Source organism: Aminobacter sp. GW821-FHT11F06 (assembly GCF_058808215.1).
Genome location: NZ_JBXARL010000009.1, coordinates 18714 through 31442, shown reverse-complemented (window position 1 = coordinate 31442; position 12729 = coordinate 18714). Strand labels below are relative to the sequence as shown.

General features: G+C 63.6%; 9 protein-coding genes. 4 read left to right on the top strand and 5 right to left on the bottom strand.

The features are described 5' to 3' along the window. Window positions 1-2: 2 nt before the first annotated feature. Window positions 3-332, top strand: coding sequence for a DMT family transporter (locus AC1RTB_RS20645; RefSeq protein ID WP_492879256.1), 330 nt, complete (start codon window positions 3-5; stop codon window positions 330-332). 56 nt (window positions 333-388) lie between these two features. Here AC1RTB_RS20645 and AC1RTB_RS20640 read toward each other — a convergent pair whose 3' ends face one another. The 5 genes from AC1RTB_RS20640 to AC1RTB_RS20620 all read right to left on the bottom strand — a co-directional run bounded on the left by AC1RTB_RS20640 (window position 389) and on the right by AC1RTB_RS20620 (window position 8784). Continuing rightward, complete coding sequence (locus tag AC1RTB_RS20640) at window positions 389-2866, bottom strand: GcvT family protein (RefSeq protein ID WP_492879254.1); 2478 nt, start codon at window positions 2864-2866, stop codon at window positions 389-391. Between the two features lie 227 nt (window positions 2867-3093). Continuing rightward, window positions 3094-3882: a DeoR/GlpR family DNA-binding transcription regulator gene (locus AC1RTB_RS20635; protein WP_492879252.1), complete on the bottom strand. Its 789-nt coding sequence runs from the start codon at window positions 3880-3882 to the stop codon at window positions 3094-3096. Between the two features lie 77 nt (window positions 3883-3959). Continuing rightward, window positions 3960-6383 (bottom strand): GcvT family protein, encoded by a 2424-nt coding sequence (locus AC1RTB_RS20630; protein ID WP_492879251.1) that lies wholly within the window; start codon window positions 6381-6383, stop codon window positions 3960-3962. Between the two features lie 77 nt (window positions 6384-6460). Next, window positions 6461-7417 carry a PDR/VanB family oxidoreductase gene (locus tag AC1RTB_RS20625; protein ID WP_492879249.1) on the bottom strand — a complete coding sequence of 319 codons (957 nt, stop codon included), beginning with the start codon at window positions 7415-7417 and terminating at the stop codon, window positions 6461-6463. A gap of 167 nt (window positions 7418-7584) precedes the next feature. Beyond that, window positions 7585-8784, bottom strand: a complete 1200-nt coding sequence (locus AC1RTB_RS20620; protein WP_492879247.1) for an aromatic ring-hydroxylating oxygenase subunit alpha — start codon at window positions 8782-8784, stop codon at window positions 7585-7587. A 101-nt stretch (window positions 8785-8885) separates the two neighbouring features. On the opposite strand from AC1RTB_RS20620, the gene gcvA reads away from it, so the two are divergent. The 3 genes from gcvA to AC1RTB_RS20605 all read left to right on the top strand — a co-directional run bounded on the left by gcvA (window position 8886) and on the right by AC1RTB_RS20605 (window position 12700). Then, window positions 8886-9770: a transcriptional regulator GcvA gene (gene gcvA / locus AC1RTB_RS20615; RefSeq protein WP_492879245.1), complete on the top strand. Its 885-nt coding sequence runs from the start codon at window positions 8886-8888 to the stop codon at window positions 9768-9770. Between the two features lie 134 nt (window positions 9771-9904). Next, the gene (locus tag AC1RTB_RS20610) at window positions 9905-10963 is read left to right on the top strand and encodes a GlxA family transcriptional regulator (RefSeq protein ID WP_492879243.1); all 1059 of its coding nucleotides are present in this window, start codon (window positions 9905-9907) and stop codon (window positions 10961-10963) included. A gap of 306 nt (window positions 10964-11269) precedes the next feature. Further along, window positions 11270-12700 (top strand): hypothetical protein, encoded by a 1431-nt coding sequence (locus AC1RTB_RS20605; RefSeq protein ID WP_492879241.1) that lies wholly within the window; start codon window positions 11270-11272, stop codon window positions 12698-12700. The last annotated feature ends 29 nt before the right edge of the window (window positions 12701-12729 follow it).

Below are 12729 nucleotides of genomic sequence, written 5' to 3'. Positions count from 1 at the left end.
CCATGAGCCAGAGCGCCGCCTGGATACTGCTGGTCGTGGCCGGCGTGCTCGACGTCGCCTGGGCGGTGTCGATGAAATATGCCGAGGGCTACACGCGGCTCGGCTGGTCGGCAGTCTCGGTGCTGCTGCTGGCAGCCTTTGTCTACCTGCTCGGCCGAGTGCTGGAGACGTTGCCCGTCGGCACCGCCTATGCGGTGTGGACCGGGATCGGGGCTGCCGGCACTGTGCTGATGGGCGTCGTCCTGTTCGGGGAAAGCTTCGGAGCGCTGAAGCTCGGCGGGGTTGTCGTCGTGCTCGCCGGCATCGCCATGCTCAAGCTGGCAGAGGCCTGAGTCAAAAAAGAACCCCTCCCGCACGGGGAGGGGCAGTTGGGGTCTGATGGACAGGATCAGGCAGCGGCGCGCAGTTCGCCGCTGTCTGCTTTCACACGCTCCGACTTCGGGTCGTAAGGCGCCTTGAGATGGGCGGTCGCCGTATGGCGTTCGCCGGCAAGGTCGATCTCGAAGCTACCGCTTTCGATGAACGCTTTGTCGACACCCTCGGCATTTTCGAGCAAACCGAGCGCGACCGAGCGGCCGAGCGTGTGGCCATAGCTCGCCGAGCGCACCTCGCCGACAGGCTTGCCGTCGCGCAGGATCAACTCGCCGCCCCACAACATCGGTGCTGCGTCATCGAGCGTGAACTGCACGATGCGGCGCGTCAGCCTGCCCGCTTGCTTGGCCTTGACCAGCGCGTCGCGGCCGATGAAGCCGCCCGGCTTGTCGAGCGCAACCGCGAAGGCGAGGCCCGCTTCGAACGGGGTGATGTCGGGCGTAAGCTCCCGGCTCCAGGCGCGAAAACCCTTTTCGATGCGCAGCGCCTCAAGCGCATAGTAGCCGCAGTCGGTGAGGCCGAGATCGCGCCCGGCTTCGTGCAGCGCCTCATAGACACCGACTGCGAATTCGCTCGGCACGATCAGCTCCCAGCCGAGCTCGCCGACATAGGTCATGCGGTTGGCATAGGTGGTGGCGTAGCCGACATCGATTTCCTGGATGGTGGCGAAGGGGAAGCCGGCATTCGACAGATCGGCCGAACTCACCTTGGCCAGGATGTCGCGCGAGCGCGGCCCCATCAGCGCCAGCACCGAATAGGACGAGGTGACGTCGGTCAGCGTGACATGCGCGCCCTCGGGGATGTTCTTGTTGATCCAGTCGGCGTCGTGCACGGCCTGGGCCGAGCCGGTAACGATCAAGAACTTGTCGCGGCCCAGCCGCATCACGGTCAAGTCGCTCTCATAGCCGCCGCGCTCGTTGAGCAGGCCGGTATAGACCGAGCGGCCGATCTCGACATCGATGTCGGCGGCACAGATGCGATTGAGCGCGGACGCCGCATCTCGCCCCTGCACCATGATCTTGGCAAACGAGGTCTGGTCGAAGATGCCAGCGGCCTCGCGCACGGCCTTCATCTCGCGCTTGACCGCATCGTGCCAGTTCTGGCGGCCAAAGGAGTATTGCGTCTCGGGCTTCTCGCCCGGCGCGGCGAACCAGTTGGCGCGTTCCCAGCCCATCTTCGAGCCAAAGCAGGCGCCCTTGGCGGCGAGCCGGTCATAGAGCGGCGAACGGCGGAAAGGCCGCGCGCTGTCGAGTTCGCGGTTCGGCCACGGCATGGCGTAGTGCAGGCCGAGCGTTTCCTTGACGCGGTCGTGCAACCAGCGCGGATTGTTGTTGAAGCCAGCGAAACGCCTGATATCGACCGGCCACAGATCCATTGTCGGCGAACCGTTGACGATCCACTCGGCGAGCGCTTTGCCGGCACCACCGGCACTGGCGATGCCCATCGAATTGAAGCCGGCGCCGACGAAGAAGTTCTTCAGTTCCGGCGCTTCGCCGAGGATGAAGTTGTTGTCGGCGGTGAAGCTTTCCGGCCCGTTGTAGAATTTCTTGACCTCTGACGTTTCCAGCTGCGGCACGCGCACAAGCGCGTTCTGCATCAGGATTTCGAACTGGTCCCAGTCGTCGGGCAAAAGCGCGAACTCGAAATCGTCGGGGATGCCGTTCATGCCCCACGGCTTGGCCTCGGGCTCGAAGCCGCCCATGACAAGGCCACCGACCTCTTCCTTGAAATAGATGAAACCGTCGGGGTCGCGCATGACCGGCAGGTCGGGATGCACGCCCTCGATCTTGCCGGTGACGATGTACATGTGCTCGGCCGAATGCAGCGGCACGGTAACGCCGCACATCGCACCCACCTTGCGCGCCCACTGGCCAGCACAATTGACGACGATCTCGGCAGCGATGTCGCCCTTGTCGGTCTCAACGCCGCAGGCCTTGCCGTCCTTGACGGTGATGCCGGTGACCCGCACGCGCTCGATGACGCGCGCCCCGCGATTGCGCGCGCCCTTGGCCAGAGACTGGGTCAGGTCGGTGGGGTTGGCCTTGCCGTCGCCCGGCAGCCAGACGGCACCGACGAGGTCGTCGATTGCCATCACCGGCCACAGCTCCTGCGCCTCCTTGGCAGAAATGACCTCGATGTCCACCCCCTGCGCGCGGGCCGAAGCCGCGGTGCGCTTCAGCACTGTCATGCGGTCAGCACTGCGCGCGACCGACAGCGAGCCGCAATTCTTCCAGCCGGTGGCAAGCCCCGTCTCGGCCTCGAGTTCGCTGTAGAGCTGGGTCGAATATTTGATCAGGCTGGTCATGTTGGCATGGCCGCGCAATTGCCCGACAAGGCCCGCCGCATGCCATGTGGTGCCGCCGCTGAGCTGGCCCTGTTCGAGCAGCACGACGTCTTTCCAGCCGAGTTTCGTCAGATGATACGCGACCGAGCAGCCGATGATGCCGCCGCCGACGATGACGACGCGTGCCTGCGTCGGGAATTCCTGCGCCATGGTGAAACAACCTCCCAAAGGTGATGGTCGCCACTCTATCGCGATCGCAACATAATGCAACATGATATGCAACAAATAATCACATTGAGTCGCGCGGACGAAATCTGCCCCGCCGTCACCTGGGGGGCGGATGTCGGTGAGTTCGAATTTTTCTCGTGCCTGTCGGAACGCGCTACCGTTGAACGTCTTGCCTATGTGAGCATTGCGGCGGTCCCGCTGCCGCTGGTTTACTGGCCCACGATAACCTTCGGCCCCTTGCGCTCCAACGCCTCGATGGTCGCTGGCGGGGGAGGGGTATCGACGATGACGCCGGCGGCGAGTTCGAAGCGTTGGATACGCAGCGGGGTGAGCCGTCCGAATTTCGAGCTGTCGAGCACGAAATAGGCTTTGGCCGCGGTCGTCGCCATGCGCGAGCGCTGCTCGGCGCCGTTGCGGGTGAAGTCGGTGATTTCGCCCTCGGGCGACAGGCCACCGCCGCCCAAAAACGCCACATCGACGCGGAAGCGGCTGATCGCCTCCAGCGCATCGATGCCGATGGCGGCTTCCTCCGATGGATCGATTTCGCCGCCGAGCATATGCACGCGCACATGCGGCTGGCGGCACATATGCAGCGCGATCACCAGGCTTGTCGTGCAGACCGTCAGGTTCTGCTTGCCTGTCAATGCGTGTGCGACGGCGAGCGTGGTGGTGCCGGAATCGAGGAACACCACCATGCCGTCTTCGACCAGATTGGCCGCGGCGCGGCCGATGGCGGCCTTGCCGGCAGCGTTTTCCTGGCTGCGCTCGTTCAGCGCCGGTTCGGTTGCCTCAAACAGCGTCGCCCCGCCATGGACGAGATCGAGCTGGCCGCGCTCGGCCAGATGTTTCATGTCGCGGCGGATGGTCTCCCGCGACACGTCGAAGAAATTGGCAAGCTCGGTGATGCCGACCGAACCGTCGGCGGCAAGGCGCCTCAGGATCTCGTCATGGCGGCGCGGCGCGAGCGCCCGGGCGTTGGGACTGTGCGAGTCGGACATGAGGCCAATGTGGCGATATTGGCCTCATCGAGCAAGCATATGTTGCAATATGTGGCAGCCGACCCGCACAAGTCACATCACATGCGAACGCGCTCGCCGGCCGGATCGTAGACGCAGCGCTCGACGACAGTGGCGCGGCTGCGGCGACCGAAGGCCTCGACCTCGATCTCCTTGAGGCCCATGTCCTCGCCCTTGAGATAGCCGAACACCAGCGAGGCGCCCACCGTATGGCCGAAGTCGCCGCTGGTCGTCATGCCGACGATACGGCCGTTCACCGACATAGCCTCGCCGCCATAGACAGACAGCGGCTCGTCAAGCTTGAAGCAGGCGAGCTTGCGGGTGAGGCCGCGTTCCCTTTGCGCCACAAGCGCATCACGGCCCTGGAAATAGCCCTTCTTCATCGATACGGCAAAGCCGAGACCCGCCTCCAGCGGCGTGTCGTCGGGCGTGATGTCGGCGCCCCAGTAGAGGTAGCGCTTTTCCATGCGCAGGCTGGAGATCGCCTTGTAGCCGACATCGGCGATGCCGAACGCAGCACCCGCGTCCTTCAGCACCTCATAGACATAGGCCATGTATTCGGTCGGCACATGCAGCTCCCAGCCGAGTTCGCCGACATAGGTGACGCGCGCGGCCATGACAGGTGCCCAGCCGACGCGGATGTTGCGGCAGCTCATATAGGGGAAGGCGGCGTTGCTCACATCGTCCTCGCTGACCTTGGCGAGCACGTCGCGCGAAAGCGGTCCGCACAGGTTGATGACGCCGTAAGCGCCGGTCACGTCCTGCACCGTCACCGAGCCGTCACGCGGCATGTGACGGCGGATCCAGCCGCCGTCACGCGTGCCGAAGGCCGAACCTGTGACGACGTGGAAGATGTCTTCGCGCGGCCGCATGATGGTGAGGTCGGCTTCGATGCCGCCGCGCTTGTTGAGCAGCTGGGTGTAGATCACGGCACCTTCGCCGCGGTCGACATTGGCCGCTGCCAGCCACTGCAGGTAAGCGAGCGCGCCCGGTCCCGCGACCTCGAATTTCGAAAATGACGACTGGTCGACAAGTGCCACGCCCTCACGCACGATCCTGTGCTCGCGGCCGATCACTTCGGCATAGGGCGCGCGCTCGAAGGTTTCGAGCGGCGGCTTTGCCTCACCGGCTTTGAGGAAATAATTGGGCCGTTCCCAGCCGAACTTGACGCCGTTGACGGCACCTTGCGCCGTCAGTGTCTGGTAGAGCGGCGAGCGGCGCAGGGGACGACAGGCCGAACGCTCTTCCTCCGGCCAGGCGATGGCGTAATATTTGGAATAGGCCTCGATCGCGCTGTCCCTGAGATAGGCCAGCCCGCCATGCGGCTTGCCGAAGCGGCGCAAGTCGAAGGCCCACAAATCCATGCCGGGATCGCCCTCGACGATCCAGTTGGCCATGGCGCGGCCGGCACCACCGGAAGCCGCGATGCCCGAAGTGAAGCCGCAGGCGACGAAGAAGTTCTCGTAGTCGCCGGCAAGGCCCATCACCGGCTCGCCGTCGGCTGAGATCGGGATCGGGCCGTTGACCACGGCGCGCACGCCAAGTTCGCCGAGGATCGGAATGCGGTTGGCGGCCCCTTCGATCACCTCCGACATGCGCTCGAGGTCGTCGGGAAACAGCTCCTGGCCAAAGCTCATCGGCAGCTTGCCCAGGCCGTAAGCAGCACGCGTTTCCTTTTCCCAACCGCCGATCGCCATAGCACCCGGCTCAGGCTTGACGTAGAAATTGGCGTCGGGATCGCGCAAAGTCGGCAGGTCGTCGGGCACGGAAGACGACTTTTCGGTGACGAAATATTCGTGCTCGACGACTGTTATCGGCAGGTCGATGCCGGCGAGTTCGCCGAGCTGGCGCGCCCACAGCCCTGCCGCGTTGACGACGATCTCGCAGCCGATCTCGCCCTCTGATGTCTTCACGCCGGTGATGCGGCGATCCTTGATGGTGAAGCCGGTGACGGTCACGCCCTCGACGATGCGCACGCCGCCTGATCGCGCGCCCTTGGCGTAGGCATGGGTCAGCGAATAAGGATCGACATGGCCGTCGGAGGCGATCCAGGTCGCGCCGCGCAGGTCCTTGGTGTCGACAAGCGGGAACAGTTTCTTGACCTCGTCGGGGCCGACAAGCTCCATGTCGAAGCCGTAGCTCTTGGCGGCGGTGTGCGCCCGCTTCAGCTCTTCCCAGCGCGCGTCGGAGGCGGCAAGGCGCAGGCTGCCGACGTTCTTCCAGCCGACATCCTGGCCGGTCTCAGCACCGATCTTGGCGCAGAGATCGGCGCTGTACTGCATCAGGCGCGTCAGGTTTACCTTGCTGCGCAACTGCCCCATCAGGCCGGCGGCGTGCCAGGTCGAGCCCGCCGTCAGCACGTTTTTTTCAAGCAGCAGCACGTCCTTTTCGCCCGCCTTGGCCAGGTGATAGGCGATGCTGGTGCCAAGGGCGCCGCCACCGACGATGACGATGCGGGCGTGCGAGGGGACTTTGCTGGACATGCTTTGACTTTCCAAGTGGTCTCGCGGCTGCGAGGTGATTTCAGCTTTGTTCAGCCGGCTTTCACCGGGCAAATTCATCAGAGATCGAGAACGAGCGTTGGTGAACGGGCGCGCGAACAGCACACGGTGAGGAAGTCGCGACGCTCGTCTTCGGTGAGTGCGGTGTCGCGGTGGTCGGGCTCGCCGTCGAGATAGCCGACCATGCACGAGCCGCAGATGCCTTGGCGGCAGCTCGTCTCGATGCGGTGGCCGGCGGCGGACAGGACCGCGAGCAGGGACTTGCCTGCCGGCACGTCAATGACCGCGCCGCTCGAGGCAATCTTCACCTGGAACGGCCGGTCGCCCGCCTCAATCTGTTCCTCAGGCGCGAAGCTTTCGACATGCACCTGCTCGCGCGGCCAGCCTTCGGTCGCTTTGCCGAATGCCTTGAGGAACCCCGCAGGGCCGCAGGCATAGGCGTGGGTGCCGTCGGCTGCTTCACCGACCAGAGCTGCCATGTCAGGGCGTTTTGCGGCGTCGTTGCCGTCGTGATGCAGGGTGGCACGTCCGGCTTTGATTTCATCAAAAATGAAATGGCGAAATGCCGTTTCTTCGATGGAGCGAGCGCAGATATGGGCGAAGTAGCTCGCCTTGGCGGCCTTGAGGTGGTGGATCATCGCAATGATGGGCGTGATGCCGATGCCACCTGCAACAAGGATATGACGGTGCGCGTCAGCGGCGAGAGGAAACCCGTTGCGGGGCGGATCGGCGCGAACCACCACGCCGCGTTCGAAGGCTTTCGCCACCTCCAGCGAGCCGCCTTCGCCCTGCTCCTCGCGCTGCACGGCGATCCAGTATTCGGATTTCTGCGCCGGGTCGCCGCACAGCGAATAGCAGCGGGCTCGGCCGCTCGGCAGGCGGAAGTTGAGATGCGCTCCAGCTTCCCAGGCCGGCAGGCGCTCGCCATGCGGCGAGACCAGCCGATAGGCTGAGACTCGCGCTGTCAGCGCCTTGATCTCGGCTATTTGCAGCAGGATTTCGGGCCTGGAGAGCATGGTCAATATCGCCTTGGGCGGGTGGTTGGGCGCTGATGATCCCCTCCCCCTTGTGGGGAGGGGTATGGGGTGGGGTAATGCGTCGCGAGATGAAGGCTCAGGCACACCATCGCCAAAACACCCCCACCCTCGATCCCTCCCCACAAGGGGGAGGGAGGCCCTCTGCCTCACGCGCCCATCTGGCGGGCATACCACCTGACGTAGCGGTCGACGTTCTGCTCCTTCAGCGGCGAGTAGGGGCCGGGCTGGAAGCCGGGCGAGGTCACGCCGATCCACTGGCGCCGGCAGATCTCCCAGTCTTCCGACATCACCTCGTCATGGAAGGCGGCAACCTTTTCGGGGTCGTAGTCCCGGCCCTCGACCGCGTTTTCGTCAACCAGCCAAGTGCCGCGCACGATGGTTTTGGTCGGCGATACCGGCGTGATGCGCACAGTGTGGGCATAGTCGGAATTGGCGTGGCACCAGAAGTTGATGTTGGTGTTGGCGCGCGCCGTGCCCATGTCGGGATCGGAAAAGCCGGCCATCAGTACGTTGCACACCAGCTGGCCATCAGGGCTCTCGGTGACCATGCCCTTGCGCACCGGCGTGCGGTTAGCGCGGAACCATTCGGCGGTGTAGTCGGACGAAGTATTGACGCGGGCAGTGTCGAGACCGGCCTTTTCCCAACGGATGGCGCAGTCGGCCAGGCGCTCCGATATCTCGTCCTTGAGGTCCGGATTGTCGTTTTCGGTGTCGTATTGCACCGAGACATAACCGTGATGGTTGGCCTCGCAATGGTAGCACTCGCGGTTGTTCTCAACGACGATCTTCCAGTTCACGTCGAGCTCATAGTCGCGGATCAGCGCGATCTTGGCGCGGTTCATGCCTTGAGATTTCAGGATCGGCGAGAGGTGGTCGCGCAGCTCGTGGAACGGGGAGGGCGTATCGGACAGGTTGACGAAGATCAGCCCGTCGAATTCCTCGGCGTGAACCGGCTTGAGGCTGTGTTCGGCCTTGTCGAAATCATCGCCCATCATCGGTGCGCCGATAAGGCTGCCGTCATGGGCATAAGACCAGGAGTGATAGGGGCAGACCAGCCGCGTCGCCTTGCCCTTTTCCTTGGTGCAGATGATCGAGCCACGATGGCGGCAGACATTGTGGTGGGCATGCACCTTGCCGTCGCGATCACGCACCACCAGCACAGGCGCGCCGCCGACATTCAGCGTCATGTAGTCGCCCGATTTCGGCAGCTCGACCGAATGGCCGGCGAAGAACCAGTTGTTGCGGAATATCCGCTCCTGCTCTTCGGCGAAGATCTCCGCATTGGTGTAAAAATCGCGCGGCAAGCCATGTCCGGGCCTGTAGCCATCGAGCCAGTGAACGTTCATGCAGCGCCTCCCAATGCTTGTTCGGGCAGATTGGAATTGTTCTTGTCGGCGCAAGCAAACGCGATTACCTTGGGGGAGGCGTAAGAAATTCTAATGGTGCCATGGCAACTGCCCGACCTCCACTGAACTGGCTCCGGGCATTTGAAGCCGCCGCACGGCTTGGAAGCTTTGCCGGCGCGGCAGGCGAGCTCAACGTCACCCCTTCGGCGATCTCACAGCACATCCGGGCGCTGGAACTGCGCCTCGGCAAGGAACTGTTCGACCGCCATGCCAATGGCGTCAGGCTCACCGACCGTGGCCGGCTCTATGCGGAGGAACTCGGCCGCGCTTTTGCGATGATCGATGAGGCAACCGCAAAACTCGCCGGGCGCGGCACGCGCGAAATGCTCGTCGTGCATGTGCCGACATCCTTTGCCAGCCAGTGGATCGCGCCGCGGCTCGACCTGTTTCGCGCCCAGCATCCGACCATCGATCTCAGGCTGACCGCGCTCGACCATGGCGAAGGCAAGGTCGATGCCGCGATCGAGTTCGGCTGGGGCAACTGGCCCAAGCGCGAGGCGACGCTGCTGCTGCGCGACGAAACCTTTCCGGTCTGCGCGCCGAAATATGCCGCCGGCTTGTCCTCGCCGCATGACCTGCATGCCCGCAACCTCCTGCATGTGCCCGGTTATGCCGAGGACTGGGACACCTGGCTGGCGCATGTCGGTGTGAGCGGCATCGACACATCAGCCGGCTCGTTCTTTGACCAGTCGATCATGGCGATCCGCGCCGCCATCGAAGGCAAGGGCGTGCTGCTCGGCCGCTCGGCCCTGGTCGAGCGCGAACTTGCGGCCGGCCTGCTCGTTGCGCCTTTTGAGCAGCGGCTGCGCGGTGCCGGCTCCTACTGGTTCCTGGCAACGCCGCAAAAGGCGAAAACCCCGAAAGTCATTGCCTTCCGGGAGTGGCTGATGAGCATGGTGCAGCCAACCGCAGCCGCCGAAGGCTGAAGCCCAACGCGACAAAAGCAACGGTCAGTGCATATTGCGATGTTGCATTTTGTGTTGTTTGTTGCCAATTTGTGATCCTGCAGTCTCATTTGAGGCAAGCGACTCCGGCGAATGCCGGGGTCGGGGAGGGGCACATGAACGCGCCGAACAAGCACACCGCCTTCAATGTCGAGGCCTGTTGGCCCGGCGCCAAGATGTTGCCCGTCACCTTGCCCATCCCGACGATGGCAGCGGCGCCGGCCGAATTCCTGGTGCTTGTGTTGCCCGGTTTCTCGCAGCTGTGCCTGTCATCGCTGATTGACCCACTACGGATCGCCAACTCGCTGTCTGGCCGCGGCCTGTTCCGCTGGCGGCTGATGAGCCTGGACGGCGAGCCGGTGGAGTGCGCCAGCGGCATTTCCATCGCTGTGTCAGGGAGCTTCGTCGAACATCAAAGGGCGACGGTGCTCGACCCTGAATGCGCGATCGCGATCTGTGCGGGCGAGGGTGTCGAAAAGCACAGCTCGCATGAGCTGCGCGCCTTCCTGCGCCGGGCCTGTCGCAGCCATGTTCCGATCTATGCGCTTGGCACCGCGACCTGGCTGCTGGCGGAAGCCGGACTTCTGGGCGACATCAGATGCACCATCCACTGGGGCAAGATGGCGGCACTTTCAGAAACCTTCTACGACCTTGCCGTCGACGATGCGCTGTTCGTCCGCGACGGCCAGATCGTCACCTGTGCCGGCGAACTCGCTGCCTTCGACCTCGCCTTGGAGCTGATACAGGAACGCTGCGGTGCCGAGCTTTCCCGCAGCATCTGCCAGCATGTGACGGCAGACCGCTGGCGCGATGGCGCAAGCTGCCAGTCGGTGCCGCCGGGCCTGCGCTACGGCAGCACCGGCAAGAAGCTGCTGCGCATCATCCAGCTGATGGAGCGCAACATCGAGGACCCGCTGTCGCTGGAGGGGATCGCAAGCCAGGTGTCGCTGTCGCGGCGCCAGATCGAGCGGTTGTTCGAGCGCCATCTCTCAACGACGCCATGGCAGCATTATCTGGCGCTCAGGCTTGCCAAGGCACGCCAGCTGATCGAGCTGACCGCGATGCCGATCATGGATGTCGCGGTTGCCTGCGGCTTCGTTTCGTCGTCGCACTTTTCGAAGTCTTTCCGCGACCACTTCAAGGTCCTGCCGAGCAAGCTGCGCGCCGTGGCGTAATTGGCTTCGCTGGCAAGGCCGCGCAGTTGGCGCCTTTATGCCTGCGAAAGTGGTACGGACGTGTTTCCAGGCACCGCAGGCTACGCCCTTTGGGCTTCTTGCCTGCAAATCCGTGCCTGCCGAGAATACCGGAGACCAGGCTAGAGCATGATCCCGAAAAGTGGGACCCGGTTTTCGGATATGATCATGCTCCAACAAGAAGATGGAACGGGCTCTAGGCAATCCGGCGACACAGCTATGTCCGACCATTCTCATCCGATCAGCGGCAGCTGCCTATGCGTCGCGTATGGGCAAAGAAGCTAGCCCATGCAGCTCTCGGTGGCGGGTCTGATCGTTTGCATCGGCGTGCTGATTACCGGCTATTATTCCCGCAGCCTGTTGATCGTCGGTCTGATCGCCTCGCTTGCCTTCGGTTCGACAGCGCTGATGACACTGACCTCGCTGGGCGGGTCGTCACCCCTGATCTACACATTCTTCGCAGCCCTTCTGCTGGTGGCCGTGGCGGCCAAGTCGAGCATCTGGCGGGACCTGGGTCTTGTCTTCGGTAGCATGCGGCCTCTGTGGGTCCTTTGCTGCCTGATGATCTATGCTGCCGTGGGATCATGGCTGTTTCCGCGCCTGTTTGCCGGGCAGACAAGTGTCTTCGTGCAGTCGAAGCTTCGCCTGGGGGTCGTGGAATCCGCGCTTGAGCCGGTTTCGGGCAACATCTCCCAAACCGGATACTTCGTCCTTGGCGGGCTCACCGCGATAGCCCTCGGTGTCCTGCTGTTGCAGGCGGATCGTCTCGAGCAGGTTCGCCGGGGCTTTTTCCTGTGGTGCGGGCTGCACGCCGGCATGGGGCTGCTGGATTTCGTGGGCAAGTTCGCCGGCGCTGGCGATGTCTTGCAGCCCATCCGCACGGCGAGCTACGCCATGCTGACGAATGTCAGCGAAGGCGGTTTTTTTCGTATCGCCGGGGCATATTCGGAAGCCTCCGCGTTCGGTACGGCGTCGCTTGCATGCCTGGCTTTCACCTATACCTACTGGCGCAAGACCGGATCACTGCTTGCCCAGTGGTTTTCAGCGGTCTTGTTTGCGCTCGTCATTCTCTCGACGTCGTCGACGGCCTATGTCGGTCTCACCATCCTTGTGGTTCCTGTCGCATTTTCGCTTGGCCGCTCGATGACCCAGGGGCGTTTGAAATCCGACGAGTTGCTGATCCTGGGAGCCCTTGGATCGATCATCTTCGTAGCGCTGGCGATAAGCCTCTACAATCAGGGGTTCTTCGATCCCTTCATCCAGCTCATCGACTCGATGGTCATCAACAAGGGCAATTCGTCGTCCGGCCAGGAGCGCGCCTATTGGAACATGAAGAGCCTCCAGGCCTTCACTGACACCAGTGGGCTGGGCATCGGCTTTGGCAGTTCGCGGGCTTCAAGCTGGGTGATCGCGGTGCTTTCCCAGTTGGGGGTCGTTGGAGCCTTGCTGATGGTGACCTTGCTCGCTGTCGTGGCACGGGGCATGGGCCACATGGCGTCCTGGGTCGATCCCGAGACGGACGCGATCGTGGCGAGCGTGCGGGCCAGTGCCTTGGCCAGCATCGTTGCCGCTTCGCTGGTCAGCGGAACTGCCGATCCCGGCATGTTGTTCTTCATCGCCCTTGCGGTCATCTCGGCCAGCAGGGCGCGCGCGCGGCGCAACATGGCGGCCGCCCATCGGAGCGGCACGGTTATTGGCCCATCGGCGATTGCCGCTTGACGGTCAGCTGTTCCGCCAAAGGGATGCGT

Excerpts from the sequence above, each read along its gene's own strand:
- AC1RTB_RS20605 (WP_492879241.1), top strand. The coding sequence starts at position 11,270 with ATGCAGCTCTCGGTGGCGGGTCTGATCGTTTGCATCGGCGTGCTGATT.
- AC1RTB_RS20620 (WP_492879247.1), bottom strand. The coding sequence starts at position 8,784 with ATGAACGTTCACTGGCTCGATGGCTACAGGCCCGGACATGGCTTGCCG.
- AC1RTB_RS20645 (WP_492879256.1), top strand. The coding sequence starts at position 3 with ATGAGCCAGAGCGCCGCCTGGATACTGCTGGTCGTGGCCGGCGTGCTC.
- AC1RTB_RS20630 (WP_492879251.1), bottom strand. The coding sequence starts at position 6,383 with ATGTCCAGCAAAGTCCCCTCGCACGCCCGCATCGTCATCGTCGGTGGC.
- AC1RTB_RS20635 (WP_492879252.1), bottom strand. The coding sequence starts at position 3,882 with ATGTCCGACTCGCACAGTCCCAACGCCCGGGCGCTCGCGCCGCGCCGC.
- gcvA (WP_492879245.1), top strand. The coding sequence starts at position 8,886 with ATGGCAACTGCCCGACCTCCACTGAACTGGCTCCGGGCATTTGAAGCC.
- AC1RTB_RS20610 (WP_492879243.1), top strand. The coding sequence starts at position 9,905 with ATGAACGCGCCGAACAAGCACACCGCCTTCAATGTCGAGGCCTGTTGG.
- AC1RTB_RS20625 (WP_492879249.1), bottom strand. The coding sequence starts at position 7,417 with ATGCTCTCCAGGCCCGAAATCCTGCTGCAAATAGCCGAGATCAAGGCG.
- AC1RTB_RS20640 (WP_492879254.1), bottom strand. The coding sequence starts at position 2,866 with ATGGCGCAGGAATTCCCGACGCAGGCACGCGTCGTCATCGTCGGCGGC.